Source organism: Pelagibacterium xiamenense (assembly GCF_021166475.1).
Lineage (GTDB): Bacteria > Pseudomonadota > Alphaproteobacteria > Rhizobiales > Devosiaceae > Pelagibacterium > Pelagibacterium xiamenense.
In genome coordinates this window covers 205926-228346 of sequence record NZ_JAJOYS010000003.1, presented here as the reverse complement: position 1 = coordinate 228346, position 22421 = coordinate 205926, and the positions used below count along the sequence as shown (strand labels likewise).

The 22421-nt window shown below is 63.1% G+C and carries 23 protein-coding genes; 10 read left to right on the top strand and 13 right to left on the bottom strand.

The genetic code is table 11. From position 1 onward, the window contains the following. Nucleotides 1-5 precede the first annotated feature (5 nt). The 6 genes from LSG43_RS13800 to LSG43_RS13775 form a co-directional block, all read right to left on the bottom strand. Nucleotides 6-335 carry a type II toxin-antitoxin system RelE/ParE family toxin gene (locus tag LSG43_RS13800; protein ID WP_231805191.1) on the bottom strand — a complete coding sequence of 110 codons (330 nt, stop codon included), beginning with the start codon at nucleotides 333-335 and terminating at the stop codon, nucleotides 6-8. After that, complete coding sequence (locus LSG43_RS13795) at nucleotides 332-568, bottom strand: type II toxin-antitoxin system ParD family antitoxin (protein WP_231805190.1); 237 nt, start codon at nucleotides 566-568, stop codon at nucleotides 332-334. The genes LSG43_RS13800 and LSG43_RS13795 overlap by 4 nt, the downstream gene beginning before the upstream one ends. A gap of 45 nt (nucleotides 569-613) precedes the next feature. Further along, nucleotides 614-1090, bottom strand: a complete 477-nt coding sequence (locus LSG43_RS13790) for a peptidylprolyl isomerase (protein WP_231805189.1) — start codon at nucleotides 1088-1090, stop codon at nucleotides 614-616. Between the two features lie 31 nt (nucleotides 1091-1121). Continuing rightward, the gene (locus LSG43_RS13785; protein ID WP_231805188.1) at nucleotides 1122-1718 is read right to left on the bottom strand and encodes a peptidylprolyl isomerase; all 597 of its coding nucleotides are present in this window, start codon (nucleotides 1716-1718) and stop codon (nucleotides 1122-1124) included. Beyond that, entirely contained in the window at nucleotides 1718-2206 is a 489-nt protein-coding gene (coaD, locus tag LSG43_RS13780) for a pantetheine-phosphate adenylyltransferase (RefSeq protein ID WP_231805186.1), read from the bottom strand. Before coaD ends, LSG43_RS13785 begins: the two co-directional genes overlap by 1 nt. Nucleotides 2207-2277: 71 nt before the next feature. Next, nucleotides 2278-2847 (bottom strand): TetR family transcriptional regulator, encoded by a 570-nt coding sequence (locus tag LSG43_RS13775; RefSeq protein WP_231805184.1) that lies wholly within the window; start codon nucleotides 2845-2847, stop codon nucleotides 2278-2280. 67 nt (nucleotides 2848-2914) lie between these two features. Between LSG43_RS13775 and LSG43_RS13770 the strand changes: the two genes are divergently transcribed. Beyond that, a complete protein-coding gene (locus LSG43_RS13770; RefSeq protein ID WP_231805182.1) occupies nucleotides 2915-3442 on the top strand; it encodes a dihydrofolate reductase family protein in 528 nt (175 codons plus the stop codon). Nucleotides 3443-3445: 3 nt separating this feature from the next. Here LSG43_RS13770 and LSG43_RS13765 read toward each other — a convergent pair whose 3' ends face one another. Both LSG43_RS13765 and LSG43_RS13760 read right to left on the bottom strand, forming a co-directional pair. Beyond that, nucleotides 3446-4063, bottom strand: coding sequence for a LysE family translocator (locus LSG43_RS13765; RefSeq protein ID WP_231805180.1), 618 nt, complete (start codon nucleotides 4061-4063; stop codon nucleotides 3446-3448). Nucleotides 4064-4143: 80 nt separating this feature from the next. Then, on the bottom strand, nucleotides 4144-4842 hold the full coding sequence (locus LSG43_RS13760) for a winged helix-turn-helix transcriptional regulator (RefSeq protein WP_231805178.1): 699 nt from the start codon (nucleotides 4840-4842) through the stop codon (nucleotides 4144-4146). A 125-nt stretch (nucleotides 4843-4967) separates the two neighbouring features. On the opposite strand from LSG43_RS13760, the gene LSG43_RS13755 reads away from it, so the two are divergent. Continuing rightward, a complete protein-coding gene (locus LSG43_RS13755) occupies nucleotides 4968-5798 on the top strand; it encodes a class I SAM-dependent methyltransferase (protein ID WP_231805176.1) in 831 nt (276 codons plus the stop codon). Nucleotides 5799-5892: 94 nt separating this feature from the next. On the opposite strand, the gene LSG43_RS13750 is transcribed toward LSG43_RS13755, so the two are convergent. Both LSG43_RS13750 and gyrA read right to left on the bottom strand, forming a co-directional pair. Then, entirely contained in the window at nucleotides 5893-7125 is a 1233-nt protein-coding gene (locus LSG43_RS13750; protein WP_231805174.1) for an MFS transporter, read from the bottom strand. Between the two features lie 3 nt (nucleotides 7126-7128). After that, nucleotides 7129-9903 carry a DNA gyrase subunit A gene (gene gyrA, locus LSG43_RS13745; protein WP_369412492.1) on the bottom strand — a complete coding sequence of 925 codons (2775 nt, stop codon included), beginning with the start codon at nucleotides 9901-9903 and terminating at the stop codon, nucleotides 7129-7131. Nucleotides 9904-10135: 232 nt separating this feature from the next. On the opposite strand from gyrA, the gene LSG43_RS13740 reads away from it, so the two are divergent. From LSG43_RS13740 to LSG43_RS13730, 3 genes are all read left to right on the top strand, one after another. Beyond that, entirely contained in the window at nucleotides 10136-11311 is a 1176-nt protein-coding gene (locus LSG43_RS13740) for an MFS transporter (protein WP_439652043.1), read from the top strand. Between the two features lie 86 nt (nucleotides 11312-11397). After that, nucleotides 11398-11835, top strand: coding sequence for a host attachment family protein (locus tag LSG43_RS13735; RefSeq protein ID WP_439652036.1), 438 nt, complete (start codon nucleotides 11398-11400; stop codon nucleotides 11833-11835). After that, complete coding sequence (locus tag LSG43_RS13730; protein WP_231805168.1) at nucleotides 11835-12722, top strand: YihY/virulence factor BrkB family protein; 888 nt, start codon at nucleotides 11835-11837, stop codon at nucleotides 12720-12722. The genes LSG43_RS13735 and LSG43_RS13730 overlap by 1 nt, the downstream gene beginning before the upstream one ends. A gap of 9 nt (nucleotides 12723-12731) precedes the next feature. Here the strand turns inward: LSG43_RS13730 and rocD are convergent, their stop codons facing one another. Continuing rightward, the gene (gene rocD / locus LSG43_RS13725; protein WP_231805166.1) at nucleotides 12732-13934 is read right to left on the bottom strand and encodes an ornithine--oxo-acid transaminase; all 1203 of its coding nucleotides are present in this window, start codon (nucleotides 13932-13934) and stop codon (nucleotides 12732-12734) included. A gap of 11 nt (nucleotides 13935-13945) precedes the next feature. Continuing rightward, nucleotides 13946-14872, bottom strand: a complete 927-nt coding sequence (rocF, locus tag LSG43_RS13720; protein ID WP_231805682.1) for an arginase — start codon at nucleotides 14870-14872, stop codon at nucleotides 13946-13948. A gap of 118 nt (nucleotides 14873-14990) precedes the next feature. On the opposite strand from rocF, the gene LSG43_RS13715 reads away from it, so the two are divergent. The 3 genes from LSG43_RS13715 to LSG43_RS13705 all read left to right on the top strand — a co-directional run bounded on the left by LSG43_RS13715 (nucleotide 14991) and on the right by LSG43_RS13705 (nucleotide 18305). Further along, nucleotides 14991-15434 (top strand): Lrp/AsnC family transcriptional regulator, encoded by a 444-nt coding sequence (locus LSG43_RS13715; protein WP_231805164.1) that lies wholly within the window; start codon nucleotides 14991-14993, stop codon nucleotides 15432-15434. 98 nt (nucleotides 15435-15532) lie between these two features. Further along, complete coding sequence (locus LSG43_RS13710; protein WP_231805162.1) at nucleotides 15533-17797, top strand: efflux RND transporter permease subunit; 2265 nt, start codon at nucleotides 15533-15535, stop codon at nucleotides 17795-17797. Beyond that, complete coding sequence (locus tag LSG43_RS13705) at nucleotides 17775-18305, top strand: hypothetical protein (RefSeq protein ID WP_231805160.1); 531 nt, start codon at nucleotides 17775-17777, stop codon at nucleotides 18303-18305. Before LSG43_RS13710 ends, LSG43_RS13705 begins: the two co-directional genes overlap by 23 nt. Nucleotides 18306-18365: 60 nt before the next feature. Here the strand turns inward: LSG43_RS13705 and ssb are convergent, their stop codons facing one another. Next, nucleotides 18366-18845, bottom strand: coding sequence for a single-stranded DNA-binding protein (ssb, locus tag LSG43_RS13700; RefSeq protein ID WP_231805158.1), 480 nt, complete (start codon nucleotides 18843-18845; stop codon nucleotides 18366-18368). A 269-nt stretch (nucleotides 18846-19114) separates the two neighbouring features. On the opposite strand from ssb, the gene LSG43_RS13695 reads away from it, so the two are divergent. Continuing rightward, nucleotides 19115-19279, top strand: a complete 165-nt coding sequence (locus LSG43_RS13695; protein WP_231805156.1) for a hypothetical protein — start codon at nucleotides 19115-19117, stop codon at nucleotides 19277-19279. A gap of 209 nt (nucleotides 19280-19488) precedes the next feature. After that, nucleotides 19489-22383, top strand: coding sequence for an excinuclease ABC subunit UvrA (gene uvrA / locus LSG43_RS13690; protein WP_231805154.1), 2895 nt, complete (start codon nucleotides 19489-19491; stop codon nucleotides 22381-22383). Nucleotides 22384-22421 lie beyond the last annotated feature (38 nt).

The following is a 22421-nucleotide window of genomic DNA, read 5'->3' as shown; positions in this document are numbered from 1 at the left end:
ACGCACTAACTGATACCGTTTTCGGTGAGGGAGGCCGGCACATCTCGCCCGCCGTGCAAGACGCGCCACACGTCGATAAACGTGTTCTGCTCTACGTAGAAGACCAAGTGCGGAAAGCGCTTGATGGGCCAAATCCGGACATCGGGGATACCCAATATATCGGCATACCGTAAAGCGCCGGCCCCAGGGTGTCGGGAGATTTGCAGGCTGGCGTTGTCTAGCGCCTGGATGAAGTCGGACGCTGCTCGTTCCCCGCCTTCCAGAAGATAATAGTCGATGATCTCGTCAACGTCCCGGACGGCCAGCGCGCTGAATTCGACCAGCTTGCCACTCATCCAGTCTTGCGACGCACCCGCGCCCGGAGACCATCGAAATAGGCTGCATCGGCCGTTGCGCCCGGCCCTGACGCCGCCCCCTCAAGCAGAAGCTTCCTCAATTCCTGCCGATCCCGCTCCTTGCGGATCAACTCGCGCACATATTCGCTCGACGTGCCAAAGCCGCGTTCGGCGACCTGCTCGTCGACGAAGGCCTTCAATGCGTCGGGCAGAGAAATGTTCATCGTCGTCATGGCAGTCAGCCTAGCGGCTTTGGCAAAAATTGGCAAGATTGGCGGCTAGGCCAGATCCGCCGCTACGCGCATGGTGACGATCTTGTCCGGGTTGCGCACCGGTTCGCCGCGCTCCAGCGCATCGATGGCGTCCATGCCCTCGATCACCTTGCCCCAGACCGAATACTGCCGGTTGAGCCAGGGGGCTTCATCAAAGCAGATGAAGAACTGCGAATTGGCAGAATCCGGATTGGCCGTCCGGGCCGCCGAAACCGTACCGCGCACGTGCTTTTCCTCGGAGAACTCGGCCTTCAAATCCGGCTTGTCCGATCCGCCCGTACCGTTGCCCTTGGGGCACCCGCACTGCGCCATGAAGCCGTCGATCACACGATGAAAGACGATCCCGTCATAGAAGTTCTCGCGCGCCAGTTCCTTCATGCGTTCGACATGGCCCGGCGCAAGGTCCGGGCGCATTTCGATGACGACCGTGCCCTTGGAGGTCTCCAGAACCAGCGTATTTTCGGGGTCTTTATAGTCGGCCATTATTCTTGTCCTGCCTTATATAAGAGAAATCTTATTCGCTGACGCGCAGCGAAACGATCGTATCGGGGTCCTCGACCACACCGTTGGCGCGCGGGTCGCCCTTTTCGATCTGGTCGACAAATTCCATCCCGTCGATGACCTCGCCGAAAAGCGTATACTGCCCGTTGAGATGCGGCGCATCGGCGGTGACGATGAAAAACTGCGAATTCGCGGAATTCGGGTCCATGGTGCGCGCCATACCGAGGGTTCCGCGTGCGAACGGCGCATCGGAGAACTCCGCCTCCAGATCCGGCAGGTCGGATCCCCCCGTGCCGTTGCCGAGCGGGTCGCCGGTCTGGGCCATGAAGCCCTCGATCACACGATGGAACTTGAGCCCATCGTAAAAGCCGGAATTGGCAAGCTCGGTGATCCGGGCGACATGCTCGGGCGCGAGATCGGGCCGCAGGGCGATGGTAACGGTGCCGTCCTCGAGTTCGAGCGTTGCAATCGGAGCCCCTTCGGGCGCTTCAGCATTCGCCTGCGAAGCCGGCAGGAAGGACCATGCCGTCATCGCAGCAAAAAGGGCGACAAAGGCAATGACGAGGGCGCCAACAACGCGGTTGGCCGGTTTTTGGGAGTGAGCAGCCATCAGGACTCCAGGGCTTTGAGAACGTTACGCGGAACGAAAGCGGCGATATCGCCGCCCATTTCCGATATCTGGCGCACAAGCGTTGCCGAAATGTGGCGGACGAAGGGGCTGGACGGCACGAAAACCGTCTGGAGGTCGGGCACCATCTGCGCGTTCATGCCCACCATCTGCATTTCGTAATTGTAGTCGGTGGTGTCGCGCAGCCCGCGGATAACGATATTGGCCCCTACACGCTGTGCTGCCTGTACCATCAACCCGTCGAACTCGACAATCTCGACGGCGACCCCGATCCGCTGCGCGATTGGCCCGGTGACCTCGGCAAGAAGTTGCCGGCGGAGATCGGCTGAGAGAAACGGCTTTTTGGCCGCGTGCACGCCGATCCCGACGACGAGCCTGTCGACGAGTTTGGCGGCGCGCTCGATCACATCGAGGTGGCCGTTGGTCACAGGGTCGAAAGACCCGGGATAGAATCCGACGCGTTCTGTCATGGTCCGGTTTTTTGTCATGCGTAACGCTGCAGCGCAAGCCGGTACGCGCCGGGGTTCGCCGCGACGCCCCGCTAGCCGGGCCTGTCGGCAATCAGATCGCAGAAGGCGCGCAGATCGTTTTCGATGTCTTCGGCCGGCGCCGTGTCACGCTCGAAGGCCCACCACAATTGCGCGCCCTGCCATTGGGCCGCCATCAGCCGCCCGAGACGGTTCTGGCGGTCGGGATCGCGCGTCAGCCGCCGGCCAAGTGCCGCGGCGAGGGTTTTTCCCCATGCTGCCCCGCGCCGACGCAAGACCGGATCGCGCATATCCTCGCGCAGGAGCGAGAGCCCCTGCACGTAGTCTTCGATCTCAGGCGCCGATACCGAAAGTTGCATCAGCAGCGCCACCGCACCCTCGGGCGAATCCGCGCATACCGTGTCGGCATGCGCGGTGAGGGCATCGAGTTTATCCCAGAGCTGGGATAGCGCCGCCCGGATCATCGTCTGCTTTGTCCCGAACCGTTGCACCAGCGTTGCCGGCGATAGGCCAACGGTTTTCCCGACCGCGGCAAAGGTCAACGCATCCGGTCCTCTCTCTTGCATGATTGCGATCGCGGCATCGAGAACGCCCTGGTCAGTGATGGTCTTGGGACGCGCCATAGAAATTCCATTTGTAAACGAACATTCGTTTATTATTCTGGGCGCACGATAACAGGAGAGAATCATCATGGCCAGAATTCTTGGTTACATCGCCACCAGCCTCGACGGACGCATCGCAACTGCCGCTGACGGCCTCGACTGGCTGTTCAAATATGACGACATGGACCTCGGCGTGCACGACTACCGGACCTTCCTTGCGGGCATAAAGACGCTCGTCATGGGGCGGGCCACTTATGATTTTATCGCCCGTCAACCCTCCCCCTGGCCCTATGAGGGCAAGCGCGTCATCGTCGTGACCTCGCGTCCGATCGAGGCGCCGATGGGAGAGCTTACGATCCGGAGCGACGTCGACGCGCTCATTGCCGAGCTGCGTGCGCTCGACGATGGCGACGTGTGGATGCTCGGTGGCGGCAAGCTGCAGACGGCGTTTCTGGAGCGCGGGGCGCTGGACGAGATCGAGATTTATGTCATTCCCGAAATCATCGGCGACGGCCCCCTGCTCTTTCCCGCGAGCAGCGTCAGGGCATCGCCGACTCTCATTGCCGCCAACGCTATCGACAGGGGCTGTGTCAGGCTCCACTACGCCTTCAAGTAAGGCCTATGCGCGGCGTTGGAGCGCTAGCCAGACGCCGCCGCATATAAGCACCGCGCCCGAGACGCGATTGACCAGCCGGACACGTGCCGCCGAAAGCAGATGCCGCGCCTGCCCCGAGGCGAACGCATAAAGCGCGTCGGTCACCGTCGCGACCGCCATCACGATAAGACCCAGCACCATGATCTGCTCGAATGCCGGGCGGTTGAGATCGACGAACTGAGGCAGGAAGGCCCCGAGGAACAGCAGTGTTTTAGGATTGGCCCAGTTCACCAATGCACCCTGCCAGATATAGCGCCGCGCCGACATGCGGCGGCTGGCATGGAGGTCGAGCTCGCCCGAGGAGGTCAGCATTTTCCAGCCGATCCAGATGAGGTAGCCCGCGCCGATCAGCTTGATGATGGTGAACGCCTCAGCGACGACCGCCATCACGGCTTCGAGCCCGAGCGCCACGATCAGCACCATCGAGAACATCGAGATTTCCGTCCCCAGGATCGTCAAAAGCCCGGCCCGCGTTCCGCCGCCCAATGCATTGGCGACCACGACCGAAACCGACGGACCCGGTACGATGGAAAAGAGGAAACAGGCGGCGATATAGGTGATGAGGATTGTGGGATCGATCATGGGACAGCCTCCATTGTGCACCGAGCCATCCCGAAATCGCGGGAAAGATCAAGCGAAAAGAAATGCGTCCTGTATCCGCCTCAAACCGCAAGCCGTTCCCGCCGCGAGGCAACGCTCGCCAACGGCCCGAGATTGAGCCAATCGGCGAAACGCCGGCGCATGTCGCGCGATCCGTGCACCTCTACGCGGCCCTCCTCGAGCGCGCGGTTGAGCGGGACATCGCCACGGACCAGATAGGTCACGTCCTCGAGGCTTCCTGAAACGTAAAGGTCAACATCGAAGCCCGGATCGTCGACGCACAGGGCGCATCGGGCGTTTTCGTTGACGAACCACCATGTTGCCTTATGCGCCGGCTGGTCGTCGAATGCCATTTGCACCACAGACCGCGACTTGCCGAGCGCGCCGGGGTCGGCGCCTTTCTCGATCGCCCAGAGCAGCAGCCCCATGTCGATCTCGTGTTCGGCAAGTTCGCGGCGGGACCATCGCATGCCCCAGACGCCCAGCGTTTCGACGAGCGGAACGAATTCGCGGCCCGCCTCCGTGAGCGAATAGGCGCTGGAGCTTTCTCCTTTAAGGTGCACGCGCCTCACGACCCCCTCGGCCTCGAGTTGCTTGAGCCGGCGTGACAACAGGCTTGGTGACATCAGCGGCACCCCGCGCTGGAGCTGCGAGAACCGCCGCGGGCCGTCGCCGAGCTCGCGGATGATCAGCGGCGTCCAGCGCTCGCAGAACACCTCGGCGGCTTTCGCAACGGGACAGAACTGGCCATAACTGCGCATCGTATCCTCCCTCGCCATTCTGCACCGGCAGGCAGGGCTTCGCCACTACACATTGTGTACTAGTCAGCCGCACCCATTCGGCGATTATTTGACCCATGGCCAGCAAAGACACAGGAGGAACCGCCATGGAAAACCGTACCGCCGATGTCGCGGCCCATTATGCCCACCCGGACCTGATCGCCGTCATCGACGCCGGACTTGACGCGTCCGGTGTCTCCCGGGACCGCGCCGGGACGACCGACCTCGCGCCGGTCGACGAATTTCACACGCTGGGGCGCACCGGGACGATCGCGGCGCTCGACCTCATGAACCTGTCTCAGGGTGCCCGCGTCCTCGACGCCGGCAGCGGGCTCGGCGGCCCGGCCCGTGTGATCGCGGCCGAATATGGCTGCACCGTCGACGGCATCGACGTCACGCCCGACTATGTCGCGGCAGCGCGCGAGTTGACGCGCCGTCAGGGTCTTTCCCAAGACTGCCGCTTCACCGAGGGCAGCGTCACGGACCTGCCGTTCGAAAACGCCACTTTCGATGCGGCGATCACCTTTCACGTCGGCATGAACGTCGCGGACCGCGACCGCTTCTACGCCGAAGTCGCCCGCGTCCTGAAACCGGCGGGCATGTTCTGCGTCTTCGACGTGATGAAGGGGCCCGCGCCCGGCGTGCCCTACCCCATGCCCTGGTCGGAAACCGAGGCGAGGAGCCACATCAGGACGCGGGATGAAACGGTCGCCTTCCTTGAGGCCGCGGGCTTTGAGATCGTCGCCGAGCGCAATCTGCGCGAGGAGGCGGTCCCCTACTACCGCAAGGCGCTCGCCGAGACGGAAAAGAACGGCCCCGGCCCGCTCGGGCTGCATCTTCTGACCGGTGCCAATGCCGGGGAGAAGTTCGCCAACATCCTTTCGGCCTATGAGGCCGGGCAGATCGAACCGGTCATTCTGGTGGCGCGCAAGCGCTAGAGTGTTTCCAGGAAAAGTTGATAGACTTTTCCGTTTCGGAAACGCGACAAAACAAAGATCTAGAGCCCGGTTTTCTATCAAAATCGGAATAGCTCTAGGGCCTGCGAATGAGCAGCACCACGAGGGTGATCGCGCCCAGGGCTGCGAGCAACCCGCCGCCCGCAAGAAACGCCGCGCCGGTCCCGTATGCCGTCGCGACCAGGCTGCCAAGGAACGGCGCGGAGAGCATGACGATCATGGTCACCGCCTCCCCGGCCGCGTAGACCCGCGCGATCCGGTCGGGCGGGGTGTGGCGCTGGATGATGGTGCGGTACGGCACCATCATGAACGCGGTCGAGCCGCCCATCACGCCCAGCGCGACAAGAAAGGCGGCGAACGCAAGCGGATAGCCGGTCATTGCCGCGACAGCCAGTCCGATTGTGAACGCACCGGAAAGCAACGAAGTGGCCGCCATGACCCCCAGTGGCTGCCTGAGCGCCATCGCCCCGGCGATCAGCGCACCGACGAGGCCGCCCGCTCCCGAAACGGCAATCGAGAGCCCGAATGCTGTCGCATCGAAGCCGAACTCCGCGGTCAGCAGTGCCAGGAGGGCATCGAAGAGGAAAATCGCGAAGAACGCGACGCCGGTATAAATGAGTGCGAGCAGCAATAGCCGCGAACGTCCGAACTCGCGGACCCCCGCGAGCATTTCGCCGAAGAACCCTTCGGGCTTCTTCTCCCCGGGCAATTCGGCGCGCGGCAGGTCAAGTCCCAGGACCATGAGGGCGGCGATGAGCGACAGCACGGCGTTGACCCCGAACACGCCCTGCGCGGGCATCACCGCCAGAAGAAACCCGCCGACTGCCGGGCCCGCGATTTTCGATGTCTGGTTGATCGCCTGATGCAGCCCGTTGGCCGTGGGCAGAAGCGCATCGGGCGTCGAGGCCTGGATTGCCGATTGCCGGGCCGGCGTGAACGCGGAATCCACACAGCCGCGCGCAAAGACAAGCAAGAGCACGACAGCGGGATTGGGTGCGAAAACCAGCGCGAAGGTTGCAAGTCCGCGCCCGAGATTGCTCAGAAAAAGCACCCGCCCGAGCGGGCTGCAGTCGACCAGAAGCGCCGCGAACGGTCCGACAAGGATATAGGGCAAGGCCAGCGCCACGGCGAAGAACGCCAGGACGAACGGGCCCTCGCCCCAGCTGTAGACCAGCAGCGCGACGACCGCCGCATAGTCGAGCCAATCCGCGAAATCCGCCGGTACGCTCGCCAATGCGAGCCGGCGCGGTACCGGACGGGCCAGAAGGGCGCGATAGCCGTTTCGAGGCTGCGATCGCGCCGCTTCCATGGCTTATTCGCTGTCTGCCGGTCCGTCGTCTTCGGCGCCCTCGTCCTCGTCGCCATTTCCGCCTTCGGGCTCGGTGATCCGCTCGACCGAGACGACCTTCTCGTCCGCGGCGGTATGGAACACACGCACGCCCTTGGACGCCCGCGACGCGAAGCGGATGCCCTCGACGGGCACTCGGATCAATTGCCCGCCGTTGGAAACGAGCATCAGCTCGTCGGTCTCGTCCACCGGGAACGCCGCGATCAGGCTGCCGATCTCCTTGATCTTGGAGAGATCCGTTGCCTGGATGCCCTTGCCGCCGCGGTTCGACGTGCGGAAATCGTACGAGGAGGAGATCTTGCCGAAGCCCTTCTCGTTGATCGTCAGGATGAACTGCTGCGCAGCGTCCATCTGGGCGTAGCGTTCGACCGAGAGCGCTGTTTCGCCGGCTTCGTCGCCCTCCTCGGATGCGGGCACGTCGGTTTCGGCCTCTTCGCCCGTCGCCGCGCGCCTGTTGGCGCCATATTGCTTGAGGAACGTGTTGCGCTCGGCAGGCGTCGCCTCGAAGTGCCGCAGGATCGAGAGCGAGATGACCTCGTCGCCCTCTTCCATGCTCACGCCCCGTACGCCGGTCGAATCGCGGCCCTTGAAGACGCGCACTTTGTCGATTTCGAACCGGATCGCCCGCCCGGCCGATGTGGTGAGCAGGATGTCGTCGTCCACGCTCGCCGTTTCCACGCCGACAATGCCATCGCCCTCGTCGAGCTTCATGGCGATCTTGCCGTTCTGGCGCACCTCGACGAAATCGGAGAGCTTGTTGCGCCGCACATTGCCGCTGCGGGTCGCGAAGACCACGTCAAGCTCGCTCCAGCTCTCCTCGTCCTCGGGCAGCGGCATGATCGAGGTGATGCGTTCACCCTCCTCGAGCGGCAGCATGTTGATCAGTGCCTTGCCGCGTGCGTTGGGCGCGGCCACCGGCAACCGCCAGACCTTGAGCTTGTAGACGATCCCGCGCGAGGAGAAGAACAGAACCGGCGTATGCGTGTTGGCCACAAAGAGCCGCGCGACGAAGTCCTCGTCCCGCATCGCCATACCCGAGCGCCCCTTCCCGCCACGGCGCTGGGCGCGGTAGGTCGAAAGCGGCACGCGCTTGATGTAGCCGGCATGGGTGACGGTCACGACCATATCCTCGCGGGCGATCAGATCCTCGTCGTCCATATCGCCGGCGAATTCGTCGATCTGCGTTTGGCGCGGGGTCGCGTACTGCTCTTTGACCTCGTTGAGCTCGTCGCGGATGATCGTCAGCACACGCTCGCGCGAGCGCAGAATATCGAGATAGTCCTCGATCTGTTCGCCCAGGCTATTGAGTTCGTTGCCGATTTCATCGCGCCCCATCGCCGTCAGACGCGACAGCGTCAGCGCCAGAATGGCGCGGGCCTGTTCGTCCGAGAGCTTGAACGTGCCGTCCTCGTTGATCTGGTGGCGCGGATCGTCGATCAGCCGGATCAGTCCCTCGACGTCGCTGGCGGGCCAGTTCCGCTCGAGCAGCTTTTCGCGCGCCGTCGCCGGGTCGGGCGACGAACGGATGAGACGGATGACCTCGTCGACGTTATTGACCGCAACCAGCAGGCCGACCAGCACGTGGGCACGATCGCGGGCCTTGTTGAGCAGGAAGCGCGCCCGGCGGGTGACGACCTCCTCGCGGAACTGGAGAAAGGCCTCCAAGATCCGCTTCAAAGGCATCAACTCGGGCTTACCGCCGTTGAGCGCCACGAAGTTGCAGCCGAACGAGGTCTGCAGCATCGAATAGCGGTAGAGCTGGTTGAGCACCACGTCCGCAACCGCGTCGCGCTTGAGTTCAATCACCACCCGCATGCCCTGGCGGTCGGACTCGTCGCGAATGTCGGAAATCCCCTCGATGCGCTTGTCGCGCACCATTTCGGCGATCTTCTCGATCATCGTCGCCTTGTTCACCTGATAGGGAATTTCGGTGACGATGAGCGCCTCGCGCTCCTTGCGGATTTCCTCGACCTCGACCTTGCCGCGCATCAGGATTGAGCCACGGCCGGTCTCGTAGGCTGAGCGGATGCCGGATTTCCCGAGGATGATCCCCGCGGTCGGGAAGTCGGGACCGGGCATGATCTGCATCAGTTCTTCGACGGTGATATCGGCGTTGTCCATCACCGCAAGGCAGGCGTCGATCACCTCTCCGAGGTTGTGGCTCGGGATGTTCGTCGCCATGCCCACGGCGATGCCGCCGCCGCCATTGACCAGGAGGTTCGGGAACCGCGCCGGCAGCACCGAGGGCTCCTCAACGGAACCGTCATAGTTGTCGCGGAAATCGACCGTGTCCTTGTCGAGGTCGTCGAGCAGTTCCTTGGCGACCTTTTCCATGCGCGCTTCGGTGTAGCGCATGGCCGCCGGCATATCGCCGTCCACCGAGCCGAAATTGCCCTGCCCGTCAATGAGCGGCACGCGCATCGAGAACGGCTGTGCCATGCGCACCAGCGACATGTAGATCGCCGAGTCCCCATGGGGGTGGTACTTACCCATCACCTCGCCGACGGTAACGGCGGATTTGCGGTACGACTTGTTATGCTCGAACCCGAGTTCGTGCATGGCGTACAAAATGCGCCGGTGCACGGGCTTCAATCCATCGCGCACATCGGGAAGCGCCCGGCTTACGATCACGCTCATGGCGTAATCGAGATAGGACTGGCGCATTTCGTCCGTAATGGAAACAGGATTGATGCCGGTAGGCAGAATGCCGCCGGCGCCGTCTTCTGGGGTGTCTGTCACAATACTCGATCTGTATCGTTTCGCTTGAGTGAGATGTAGGCGATTCCGGAAGGAAAAGCCAATCGTGGCGTAGAGATATGGTGCCTTATTGGCACAGATTCCACACAAAAACACGCCGGCTCAAATTTGCCTTGCCGGACGCCTTGCACGCGCCGCAATTATAAGCTCATACCTAACATATCAGTGGCCGAAATGCCGGCTTCAGGGGATTCTTGGTATGAGTGAAACGACAATGCCGCGCCGCGGCACGAGCCTTCCGTTCGGCCTGCGCGCAGAGCGCGTTGCGGTCTCTGTGCTCTTTCTTGTCAATGGGTTCCTTGTGGGCAACTGGGCGCCCAAGGTGCCGCTTTTGATGGACCGGCTCGACATTGGAGAGGCGGTCGCCGGCATTCTGGTGCTGATGCTGGGCCTCGGCTCGGTTGTTGTCATGCCGGTTTTCGGCGCGCTTACGGCACGCAACGGTTCCGCCTTCGCGGTGCGCATCGCCGCCGTTCTCGCCTTGCCGACGTTGCTTTTGGTGACGCTGGCGCCCAATGTCTGGCTGGTCGGTGCCGCGGCATTCCTCTTCGGCGCCTTTATCGGCGGCATGGATGTCGCGATGAACGCCAACGCGGTCGCTGTCGAAAAACATATGCGCAAGGCGATCATGTCATCCTGCCACGGCTTCTGGAGCCTCGGCGGGCTCATCGGTGCCGGCTCGGGCGGCATTCTCGCCTCGGCGCTGGGCGAGGTCTGGCACGCGGTTGTGCTGACCCTCGCGGCAACGGCCGTGATTGCTTTGGTCTTTCCGCTCATCATCAAGGACCACCCCACGCCCGAGACCAAGGCGGCAACCAGGCTCGCGCTGCCACGTTCGCCCCTTCCCTACCTCCTGGGCATCATGGCGCTTTTTTCCATGATTCCGGAGGGGGCCATCCTCGACTGGGCTGCGGTCTATCTGCAGCGGGAGATGGGCGCCGATATTTCGTTTGCCGCGTTCGGGTTCGCTGCGTTTTCGGGCATGATGGCGCTGGTGCGCTTTGCCGGCGACACGATCCGTCACAAGCTCGGCGCGGTGACGACGCTGCGTGTGAGTGCCGGCTTCGCGCTCGTCGGCCTTGTCATCGCCGGTCTGGCACCCAATACGGCGGTCGCGATTTTCGGTTTCGCCTTTGCGGGTATCGGGATCGCCAATTTGGTCCCGATCGCCTTTTCGGCCGCCGGAAACCTGCCCGGCATCCCGGCAGGCATCGGCATGTCGGTGGTGACGGTGATGGGCTATTCGGGCATTCTGGTCGCACCGGGTGCAATCGGATTCATCGCAGAGCGTATTTCGTTTTCAACGATTTACATCTGCCTCGCCTTCCTCCTGGTGGTCACGATGGCCCTCTCGGGTCTTGCCAAGCCGGCCGATTTTTCGTCAGACTGATAAATCAGGAACAGTCGCCGCGTCCTGCGAGTTGCCTTTGGGACAACCAATGAAGGAGACTTGGCATGCAGGAGATGGATTTCAGGTTGGACAAGAAGGTCTGGGTATTGGTCGCCGATGGCGAAAAGGCCCTCTTCTTTGAGAACACCGGAAATCGGAAAACGCCAGTTTTCAAGGTTGTCCAGGAACTTGAACAGGAGAACCCGCCGACGCGGGAGCAGGGCACCGACGCGCCCGGCCGTATGAACGACAGCGGTCCGGGCCAGCGCAGTTCGGTGGAGCAGACCGACTGGCACCGGCTCGCAGAGGATCGGTTCGCCAAGGATGCCGCCGAATTGCTCTACAAATATGCGCACAACAATCGCTTCAAGCAGATCGTGCTGTGCGCCGCGCCCCGGATCTTGGGTGAATTGCGCAAGGAACTGCACGCCGAGGTCGCCGACAAGGTGATCGGCGAAGTTCCCAAGACGCTGACCAATCATCCGGTCGAAAAAATCGAGGCCATTCTCAGCAGTTCGTCGTGATGGCCCGCACCCTGCACGGCGCCTACAGACCGACCCGCATATCCCTGAGCGGTTGGGGCACCATCGTCTGGCGTACGATAAAGGCCATGGCGAACATGGACACCTCGCTGCGCTGCGCCGGGGTTGCGTTTTTCGGGTTCCTCTCGATCTTTCCGGCGGTTGCCATTGCCGTCCTTCTCGTCGGTCTGCTCGCCGATCCGGGGTTCATCGACGAGCAACTCCAGCGTATCGCCGCGTTCGTTCCGGAGATCGCACTGAATGTCATTGAAGAGCGGCTGCAGAACCTGATCAACCAGCCGCGCGACGGGCTCGGGCTGGGTCTGGTCATTTCGACAATCCTTGCGCTCTGGAGCGGCTCGCGCGGCACCAATGCGCTGATCTACGCGGCAGGTGCGGCCTATCACGAAACGGTGGACCGGGGCTTTGTGGCCTGGGTCCTGCTCTCGGTCGGCGTCACGGTCGGCGGCGCCATGTTCCTGATCGTGTCCTTGTCGCTCGTTGCCGCCCTGCCCGCGGTCGTCTCTTTCCTGCCGCTGCCCGGACCGACCGATGCGATCGCACTGGTCCTGCGCTGGCCCGCTCTTCTCGCCCTCGCTGTAATGGCATTTTCGCTGCTTTACAGGTTTGCTTTGGGCAAACGTTACGCGCGGCTGCGCTGGATCTGGCCGGGCGCGTTGCTGGGGTCGCTGTTGTGGATGATCGGATGCGTGCTGTTCTCGCTCTACGTCGAGAATTTCGGCACCTTCGAAACCAGTTTCGGATCGCTCGCCGCGGCTGTCGTGCTGCTGCTCTGGCTCTATAACTCCGCGCTTATTTTCGTGCTCGGCGCGACGCTGAACGCGGAGATGGAGTTGTACGCCAGGCTGGAAGCGAACATGCGGGCCTAATTCCGACGGTCAGGTCGACAGCACCGTGTCGAACACCTCCAGCGCGTCGTCGATCTGCGCCTTGGTTATGACCAGCGGCGGCGCGATGCGGATCGTGTCGTTATGCGTGTCCTTGGCGAGAATACCCTTGTCGCGCAGCCTGTAGCAGAACTCCCGTGCCCCGCCCGCTTCAGGGTGCAAGTCGACCGCGAGCATCAGCCCGCGTCCGCGCACATCCCGGATATGGTTGGATTTGATCGACTTCAGCCCTTCGAGGAAATAGGGCCCGAGATCGGCGGCGTTATCAATCATGCCCTCGTCCACCAGCACCTTGAGCGCCATGCGCGCCACGGCGCAGGCCAACGGGTTGCCGCCAAAGGTCGAACCGTGCTGGCCGGGTTTTAAAACGCCGAGCACCTCGGAATTGGAAAGCACCGCGGAGACCGGGTAGTAGCCGCCCGAAAGCGCTTTGCCCAGAAGCGTCACGTCCGCCTCGATGCCTTCGTGCTCCTCGGCGAGCAGCTTGCCGGTCCGGCCGAGGCCCGTCTGGATCTCGTCCAGTATAAGCGTGACGTTATGTTCCGTGCACAATTCCCGGACGCGCTTGAAATAGCCCGCAGGCGGAATGATCACGCCCGCCTCGCCCTGGATCGGCTCGACGAGAAAGCCCACGGTGTTGGGCGTAATCGCCTTCTCGAACGCCGCAGCGTCGCCGAAGGGAACGATCCTGAACCCGGGCGCGAACGGCCCGAAGCCGGTGCGCGCGTCCGGATCGGTCGAAAACCCGACGATCCCCATCGTCCTGCCGTGGAAATTGTTGGCACAAACGATGATCTCGGCCTTGTCCTTTTCCACCCCCTTGACCTCATAGCCCCACTTGCGCACGGCCTTGATGGCGCTTTCGACAGCCTCCGCGCCGGTATTCATCGGCAATACCTTGTGCGAGCCGGTGAGTTCCGCGATCTCCTGATAAAAATGCCCGAGCTGATCGTTGTGGAAGGCGCGCGAGGTGAGCGTGAGCTTTCTCGCCTGTTCGACCAGCGCTTCGAAAATGCGCGGGTGGCAGTGGCCCTGATTGACCGCCGAATAGGCCGAAAGGCAATCGAGGTAGCGCTTGCCCTCCACGTCGTAGACAAAAACGCCCTCGCCCCTGACGAGCGCGACGTCGAGCGGCTTGTAATTGTGTGCGCCGAGGCTGGACTCCAGCGCAATCAGATCTTCGGTGGTCGTCATCGTTTCAGCCTTTATGCAGGTTGCGTCGGGCGGTCGAATATGCGCCGGCCGAAGGCGCTGGCGGCCAGTTCGACCATCAGCCGCGCGCTCTTGCCACGGTCGTCGAGGAAGGGATTGAGCTCGACGAGGTCGAGGCTCGCCATGCGCCCGGTGCGCCCGATCATTTCCATCGCCAGGTGCGCCTCGCGAAACGTCGCACCGCCCGGGACCGTGGTGCCGACCCCCGGGGCGATGTCGGGCTCGATGAAGTCGACGTCGAGGCTCACATGCAAAAGCGCGTCATCGCGTTCGGCCTCCCCAAGGATTCGCCGCATGACGGCGCCGATGCCGTGCTCGTCGATCACCGCCATGTCGTTGACGTCCGCGCCCCGCGCATCGAGCAATTCGACTTCTGCGGGGTCGATCGAGCGCGCGCCCACGATGTGAAAATTGCCCGGTGGCAGCCTGGGGCTCTCTATCAACCCCTCGAACCCCGGCTCGCCGCAAAAGAACGCCGCGGGCATGCCGTGCATATTACCAGAAAGCGAGGTTTGCGGCGTGTTGAAATCTGAATGCGCATCGAGCCAGATCACGTGCAGCTTGCGCCCCAGCGCCTCGGCATGGCCAAGCGCTGCCGCGACCGTACCGAAGGCGATCGCGTGGTCGCCGCCAAGATAGACCACCGTCTGGCCATCGCCGAGCGCCCGCCGGCCTTCCGTGGCGAGCGCGCGCGCAAAGCCCGTCACGATTTCGGGGTTTCTTGCGTGGCCCTCAAAGCTGATCGGCACCGCCTCGGGCGTCACATCGCCCGCATCCGTGACGCTGTGTCCCAGCGTCGACAGCGCTTCGGCGATGCCGGCGATCCGCATGGCCTTGGGGCCCATGGAGCAACCCGGCCGGCTTGCGCCCTCTTCGAGCGGGGCGCCGATAAGCGTGATCGACTGCGATGGCCGCTGAATCATGAATCTCCCCTATGCCTCGATCCTAAGAGTGCCGCGCCCAGGCGCCGGCGAATAGTTGGTAGTATGATCAATATTGCGCTATATTTGCGCAGTTCGATGTCAACAGCTGCGCAAAATGATCAATATCGACGACACCGACCGCCGCCTCATCGCCCTCCTGCGCGACGACGCCCGCCTCCCCGTCGCCAGCCTTGCCGCGGCGCTGGGCATCTCCCGCGCCACCGTCAAGGCGCGGATGGATAAGCTCGAGGCGGCCGGCGTCATCCAGGGCTATACGGTCGTCCTTGCCCAGGATACCGCCAATGCGCCGGTGCGCGCGATCGCCATGATCGAGGTGGAGGGCCGCGTTACCGACAGGGTGGCCAAAGCCCTTGCGGGATTTCCACAGATCCGCGCGCTCTCGAGCACGAACGGCAGATGGGATCTCGTTGCAGAGGTCGAAACCGCCTCGCTTTACGATTTTGACAAGACATTGAATGCCATCAGGCTTATCGAGGGCGTCACGCTCACCGAAACCAGCATCCTTTTGGCATCACGATTGCGCCGCGAACGCAATTGATACTGGTCGGGCGGGTCTCATCTGCTGGACGGCGCACCGGCTAGCCATTACCACTGGCTAATCCATTTTAACTGACTCGCCGAAGGGGTCTTGGAACAGTGTCAATCGGTTTCGGACTGGAGCGCCTGGGCCTTCTGTCGCTCAAATGGCCGCGCATTGCCGCCGCCATCGTGCTTGCGTTTTCGGCGCTCTGCATTTTTGGCCTGACGCGGTTCGAGATCGACAGCGACCTGTTGCGCCTCTATCGCGGCACCGGCGCTGAATACGACCGCTATATGCGGCTCTCGGACAGCTTCGAAACCTTCGAGGACGACGTCTATCTGCTCGTTCAGAGCGACACCCTCACCGACCCTGCCGTCATCGAGGAATTGCGGTATCTGGGCCTCGAACTCGAGGTCAGCCCGTTCGCCGCCGGTACGCTTTCGCCCTTCTCGCTGCGCCAGCCGACGGAAGACGGGGCCAGCGTACCCGCGGTGCCCGAGGGCATGGAGACGCGCGAAGAGGTCGAGGCCGCGCTCGCGGAGCTGCGCGAGACCGACCCGATCATGCGCAACCTCATTGCGGCGGATAATTCGGGCATGGTCATGATCCTGTTCCCGAATGCCGAAAGGCTTGCCGCAGAAGGCGAGCGCGCGATGATCGAGAGCCTCCGGTCGCTGATCGCGTTCTACCAAACCGACGACATCTCCATAAGGCTCACCGGTCCGCCGGTGTGGAAACAGGAACTCCTCAACGCCGCCAAGAACGACCAGTGGATGTTCATGGTCGCGGGCGTGGTCCTGGGCTTCATCACCGCGCTCATCAGCTTCCGCACCTTCTGGGGTGCGCTGATCGCCACGCTGACGCCCGCCATCAGCGCGCTCTGGCTCATGGGGACGGTAACGCTTTTGTTCGGCGCGTTCACTTTCCTCACCAACATCGTCTCGGTTCTGGTGCTGGTCATCGCGTTCGCCGAGAGTATGTATTTCTGCCTTTACTGGCTGCGCATGTCCCAGGAGGGCATCGCACCGCGCGCGGCGCTCTGGCGCACCGTCGAGCGCGTCAGCCCCGCCTGCGCGCTGACGACGCTCACCACCATCATCGCGTTCGCCACGCTCACGCTTGCGCCCGGACAGGGGCTGCAGGAATTCGCCATCTCGGGGGCCATCGGCATGTGCGTCGCCTTCGTCGCGCTCGTGACGTTCCTGCCGCTGACCCTGCTCGCCGCGCTGCGGCTGGGTTACAAGACGCGCAAGCCGCCTTCGATCGCGCTGACGGCGCCCATTCCGGTCGCGCGGCGGCTGGCACGGGTTATGCCGCGCAAGATCGCGATTGCATCCGCCGCGATCGCGCTGTTGCTGCTCATCCCGCATTTCCTGCTCGAACCGCGCTTCGCGTTTCAGCACTTCCTGCCCACCAACAGCGAATCCCTCGCGATCAGCGCGGAAATCGACGAAGGCGTGGGCGGTGTGAGCCCGATCTATATTCGCGTGCCGCTTTCGGGTCCAACCGAAGCCATGAGCGATGCGGACTATGCGCGCGTCGAAGCCGCCCATCGCGTGGCCCAGCGCTATTTCGGTCAGGGCAAGGTGATCTCGGCCGCGAGTTTCGAACGGTATACGGATGCCGGCTTCTCCCGCGACGAGGTGTTCGATGCCGTGGGCGACTTCCTGCGCGCCCGGTTCGTGTCCGAAGACGGCTCGCAGGCGCTCGTGACGGGGTTTTCGCAAACGTCCGAGAACGCCGACCAGACCGAGGACCTCGTCACGCGTTTGCGCGCGGGGCTCGACGCGGCCGGGCTGGACGACGCCGAAATCAGCGGCTTCCGTGTCCTCTCGGCGGCCGCCAGCACGGACATGATCGGGACGCTGCAGATGAGCCTCGCGCTGGCGGTCCTGCTCTCGATCGTTCTGATCGGCGTCGCCTTCCGCTCCTGGAAGCTGTCGCTCGCGGCCATCATACCCAACAGCATGCCGATCCTTTTTACCGAATTGGTGCTCTATTCATCCGGCGTTCACCTGCAATTTACGACAGTGATCTCGCTGACGGTGGCCTTCGGCATCGCGGTCGACGACACCATCCACTTCCTTGCCCATTATGCCAGGGCGCGGGAGCGGGGCGAGACGATCGCGGAGGCCGTCGACACCACGCTCGATCGCGTCGGCCCGGCGCTGATCGCAACGACGCTGATCCTCGTCGTGGGATGTTCGGTGCTGATGGTGTCCGTTCTGCCGCAAGTGGCGATGTTCGGCATGCTCTCGATCATCACGCTGCTTGCGGCGCTGGTCGGCGACCTCATCGTTCTGCCCGCCATTCTTATCGGCGGGGCACGTCTATTTGCTCCTCGGAGAGAACTGTCTCATGAAGAAGTCACATCCTCTTAGCCCGCTTCTGGCTCTCGGCCTCGCAATCGTGGCGCTCGGCGCCGCCCAGCCGGCGCACGCCGCGCAGGAAGATATCGATCTGCTCAAGAGCTATGTCGGGGACTGGCGCGGCCGCGGCGTCGCGCAGGTGGCCTCGACCGGCGAAAGCGAAACCATGGTGTGCCGCCTGGGCATCACGGATTCGGGCACCGCGCAGGTGGCCTTCGACGGCCGCTGTACCGTTGCCGGACGGACGCTCGCGGTCGCGGGCACCCTCGCCTATGTCCGGGAGCGCGACCGCTATGAAGCGATCATGTCCTCGGTCGCGAGTTTTCGGGGTGTCGCGATCGGCGAACGCTCCGGCGACGACGTCAGCTTCGATCTGGTCGACCGGAACGCCGACGACGGCGACAACACCATCGCTGCCGGGATCAATCTTCTCGGCTCGGAAATCGTCATGGACCTGACAATCACCGACAACGAAACCGGCGAAGTCACTACGGCCAACGTGCCGTTCGCGGGCCAGTAGGCCGCAACATCGCCGCAAGGACAAAGGGCGGCCCTTCGGCCGCCCTTTTTTTCGTCCCGATCAGAACGGGATGTCGTCGTCCATGCCGCCGGGCTCGAAGGCCGGCTGGCTCGAGGGGCGCCGGTTTTCGGTCTGGCGCTGGTTGGAATAGCCGCCGCCGCCCCCGCCGCCGAAGTCTCCGCCCTCGCCGTTGCGTGCATCCAGCATGGTGAGGTTGGAATTGAACCCCTGCAGCACGATTTCGGTGGTGTACTGGTCCTGGCCGTCGCGTTCCCATTTGCGGGTCTGCAACTGCCCTTCAATATAGACCTTGGAGCCCTTGCGCAGGTAGTTCTGCGCCACCTTGACGAGCCCTTCGGAGAAAATCACCACCCGGTGCCATTCGGTGCGCTCGCGCTGTTCGCCGCTGTTGCGGTCGCGCCAGCGCTCGGAGGTCGCGATGCGCAGATTGGCGACCATGCCGCCATTGGGCAGGTTGCGCACTTCCGGGTCCGCACCCAGATTGCCCACCAATATCACCTTGTTGACGCTTCCCGACATCGCCTTAAGCCTTTCGTTCGTTCCGGCCGGATGCGCCCGGCCCCTTTCGTGCCGCGCACTATAGTCGTTCCCGGTCCCCGCGCGAAACCGCGCGCCGGGCTTTTGCACAGCGCAGCCAACGCTATGTTCTATTTTTGTTCATATTGTGGGTACTGTGTCAATGCTCACCCTGCCAAACCGGGTGCTGTGCAAAAGAGGGCTTGACGCGATTCTACTTGTTCCTATTATGTTCCTATTGTTGTCAGCGTGGGGAACAAGAGAACCGGCCAATGACTTTCGCCTTCGACACACTCGGCTATACTAAGGCTCGTGAAGCGGCAGGCGTCGCGCGCACGCAAGCTGAAGCCCGCGCGACCGCTGCGCGGAACATTATTGTGGCCGAGCTGGTTACGAAAACCGATTTAAACGATGCTTTGGAGCGCTACACGCTCTAGCTCACCATCCGCATTGGCGGTCTTTTGGTTGCAGGGATTGGCGCGCTGGCGCCGCTTCTGCGCCATCCGGTCTAAATCAGCGCAGCGGTTCTCTTGCGGCGCGTTGCCATAATGCTTAAGTGAACCGGGCGCCTAATCAGGCCCGTTTCCGGACACGACGTAACACCCTGTTCCCACGTGAGGGAACACGAACCTCCTTGGACTGGCCCATGACGGACATTTCGAACCCCAATCGCGACATCGTCATTCGTGGCGCCAAGGAGCACAATCTCAAGAACATCGATGTCCGCCTGCCGCGCGACAAGCTCATCGTGATGACGGGGCTTTCGGGTTCGGGCAAGTCATCGCTGGCGTTCGACACGATCTATGCGGAGGGCCAGCGGCGCTATGTCGAGAGCCTGTCGGCCTATGCGCGGCAGTTCCTCGAGATGATGCAGAAGCCCGATGTCGAGCAGATCGAGGGGCTTTCCCCGGCGATTTCCATCGAGCAGAAGACGACCTCGCGCAACCCGCGCTCGACGGTCGGCACCGTCACCGAGATCTACGACTATCTGCGCTTGTTGTTCGCGCGCGTCGGCATCCCCTATTCCCCGGCCACCGGTCTGCCCATCGAGAGCCAGACGGTTTCGCAGATGGTCGACAAGGTGCTCGCGCTCAAGGAAGGCACGCGGCTTTACCTCCTTGCGCCTATCGTCCGGGGCCGCAAGGGCGAGTACCGCAGGGAGCTTGCCGACCTCATGAAGAAGGGGTTCCAGCGCGTCAAGATCGACGGCACCTTCTATGAAATTGAGGAAGCGCCGGCGCTCGACAAGAAGCTCAAGCACGACATCGAGGTCGTGGTCGACCGCGTCGTCGTCAATCCCGACATTTCGAGCCGTCTGGCGGAGAGTTTCGAAACCGCGCTGCGACTCGCCGACGGCATCGCCTTCGCCGAGTTCGCGGACGAAACCGATGAAGATGGCACCCCCAAACGCCTGACCTTCTCGGAGAAGTTCGCCTGCCCGGTTTCCGGCTTCACGATCGCCGAGATCGAACCGCGGCTGTTTTCGTTCAACAACCCGTTCGGTGCGTGCCCGACGTGTTCGGGGCTCGGTACGGAAGCCAAGATCGATCCCATGCTGGTGGTTCCGGACCCCACCCTGTCGTTGCGCGACGGGGCCATCCTGCCGTGGTCGAAGACGTCCTCGCCCTATTACCAGCAGACGCTGCAGGCCGTCACCCGGCATTACAAGGCATCGACCGGTTCCGCCTGGCAGGATCTGTCCGAAGAGGTTCAGAACGCCGTCCTGTTCGGCACCGGTTCGACGCCGATCGAGTTCGTCTATGACGATGGCCTGCGCAAATATACGACCAAAAAGCCGTTCGAGGGTGTCGTGGGCAATCTTGAGCGGCGGTACCGGGAGACCGAATCCTCGGCCGCGCGCGAGGAGATCGAGCGCTATATGGCGGCGGCCCCCTGCCCGTCCTGCGGAGGCAACCGGCTCAAGCCCGAAGCGCTGGCGGTCAAGATCGACGGATGGCATATCGGCCAGGTCGCCGATCTCTCGATCAAGGCGGCCGCCGAGTGGTTCGAGGCGCTGTCGGACAAGCTCAACGACACGCAGCTGGCCATCGGCGAGCGCGTGCTCAAGGAAATCCGCGAGCGCCTTGCGTTCCTGAACGATGTCGGGCTCGAATATCTCACGCTTTCGCGCAATTCCGGCTCGCTTTCGGGTGGCGAGAGCCAGCGCATCCGGCTCGCCAGCCAGATCGGCTCGGGGCTGACGGGCGTGCTCTATGTGCTCGACGAGCCCTCCATCGGCCTGCACCAGCGCGACAATGCGCGGCTGCTCGATACGCTGCGCCGGCTGCGCGATCAGGGTAACACCGTGATTGTCGTCGAGCACGACGAGGACGCGATCCTAACCGCCGACCATGTGCTCGACATCGGTCCGGGCGCCGGCGTACACGGGGGCCACATTGTCGCTCAGGGCACGCCCGACGACGTCATGGAGACCCCCGACAGCCTGACCGGCCAGTATCTGTCCGGCCGCCGGGCCATTGCCGTGCCGTCCGAACGCCGCAAGGCCAAGAAGGGCCGCAAGCTCAGCCTGACCGGTGCGACGGGCAACAACCTCAAGAACGTTTCTGTCGATATTCCGTTGGGCATGTTCGTCGCCGTCACCGGGGTTTCGGGTGGCGGCAAGTCCACGCTCACCATCGATACGCTCTATCAGGCGGTCGCGCGGCGTCTTAACGGCGCGCGCGTGCACCCTGCCCCGCACGACAGTCTCATCGGACTGGAATTCCTCGACAAGGTGATCGACATCGATCAGAGCCCGATCGGCCGCACGCCGCGCTCGAACCCGGCGACCTATACCGGTGCGTTCACCCATATCCGCGAGTGGTTCGCCAATATGCCGGAGGCCAAGGCGCGCGGTTATGCGCCGGGGCGGTTCTCGTTCAACGTCAAGGGCGGGCGCTGCGAGGCGTGTCAGGGCGACGGCGTCATCAAGATCGAGATGCACTTTTTGCCTGACGTTTACGTTACGTGCGACGTCTGCAAGGGCCATCGCTACAATCGCGAAACCCTCGAGGTCCAGTTCAAGGGCAAGTCGATTTCCGACGTCCTGGAACTGACTGTCGATGAGGGCGTCGAGTTCTTCTCGGCGGTGCCGGTCATCCGGGACAAGCTCGTGACCCTGCAGCGCGTCGGGCTCGGTTACGTCAAGATCGGCCAGCAGGCGACGACGCTCTCGGGCGGTGAGGCGCAGCGCGTCAAGCTCGCCAAGGAGCTTTCCAAGCGCGCCACGGGCCGCACGCTCTACGTGCTCGACGAACCGACGACGGGTCTGCATTTCCACGACGTGGCCAAGCTGCTCGAGGTGCTGCAGGAGCTCGTCGATACCGGCAATACCGTGGTCGTCATCGAGCACAATCTCGAAGTCATCAAAACCGCCGACTGGATCATCGATCTGGGCCCCGAGGGTGGCGATGGCGGCGGCGAGATCGTCGCGGTGGGAACGCCCGAGGATGTTGCGAGTAATCCCCGCTCGCATACGGGGCGGTTCCTCAAGGAAGTCATGGAGAGGCGTCCGGCGCGCATGGGAACGGCGGCGCAGTAGCCGTTCGGGCGCCACTTTCGTCCATCGTGGGGGCACTT

Bases quoted from the DNA above. Each gene is read 5' to 3' on its own strand.
- LSG43_RS13800 (WP_231805191.1), bottom strand. From the start codon at position 335: ATGAGTGGCAAGCTGGTCGAATTCAGCGCGCTGGCCGTCCGGGACGTT.
- LSG43_RS13795 (WP_231805190.1), bottom strand. From the start codon at position 568: ATGACGACGATGAACATTTCTCTGCCCGACGCATTGAAGGCCTTCGTC.
- LSG43_RS13790 (WP_231805189.1), bottom strand. From the start codon at position 1,090: ATGGCCGACTATAAAGACCCCGAAAATACGCTGGTTCTGGAGACCTCC.
- LSG43_RS13785 (WP_231805188.1), bottom strand. From the start codon at position 1,718: ATGGCTGCTCACTCCCAAAAACCGGCCAACCGCGTTGTTGGCGCCCTC.
- coaD (WP_231805186.1), bottom strand. From the start codon at position 2,206: ATGACAGAACGCGTCGGATTCTATCCCGGGTCTTTCGACCCTGTGACC.
- LSG43_RS13775 (WP_231805184.1), bottom strand. From the start codon at position 2,847: ATGGCGCGTCCCAAGACCATCACTGACCAGGGCGTTCTCGATGCCGCG.
- LSG43_RS13770 (WP_231805182.1), top strand. From the start codon at position 2,915: ATGGCCAGAATTCTTGGTTACATCGCCACCAGCCTCGACGGACGCATC.
- LSG43_RS13765 (WP_231805180.1), bottom strand. From the start codon at position 4,063: ATGATCGATCCCACAATCCTCATCACCTATATCGCCGCCTGTTTCCTC.
- LSG43_RS13760 (WP_231805178.1), bottom strand. From the start codon at position 4,842: ATGCGCAGTTATGGCCAGTTCTGTCCCGTTGCGAAAGCCGCCGAGGTG.
- LSG43_RS13755 (WP_231805176.1), top strand. From the start codon at position 4,968: ATGGAAAACCGTACCGCCGATGTCGCGGCCCATTATGCCCACCCGGAC.
- LSG43_RS13750 (WP_231805174.1), bottom strand. From the start codon at position 7,125: ATGGAAGCGGCGCGATCGCAGCCTCGAAACGGCTATCGCGCCCTTCTG.
- LSG43_RS13740 (WP_439652043.1), top strand. From the start codon at position 10,136: ATGCCGCGCCGCGGCACGAGCCTTCCGTTCGGCCTGCGCGCAGAGCGC.
- LSG43_RS13730 (WP_231805168.1), top strand. From the start codon at position 11,835: ATGGCCCGCACCCTGCACGGCGCCTACAGACCGACCCGCATATCCCTG.
- rocD (WP_231805166.1), bottom strand. From the start codon at position 13,934: ATGACGACCACCGAAGATCTGATTGCGCTGGAGTCCAGCCTCGGCGCA.
- LSG43_RS13715 (WP_231805164.1), top strand. From the start codon at position 14,991: ATGATCAATATCGACGACACCGACCGCCGCCTCATCGCCCTCCTGCGC.
- LSG43_RS13705 (WP_231805160.1), top strand. From the start codon at position 17,775: ATGAAGAAGTCACATCCTCTTAGCCCGCTTCTGGCTCTCGGCCTCGCA.
- ssb (WP_231805158.1), bottom strand. From the start codon at position 18,845: ATGTCGGGAAGCGTCAACAAGGTGATATTGGTGGGCAATCTGGGTGCG.
- LSG43_RS13695 (WP_231805156.1), top strand. From the start codon at position 19,115: ATGACTTTCGCCTTCGACACACTCGGCTATACTAAGGCTCGTGAAGCG.
- uvrA (WP_231805154.1), top strand. From the start codon at position 19,489: ATGACGGACATTTCGAACCCCAATCGCGACATCGTCATTCGTGGCGCC.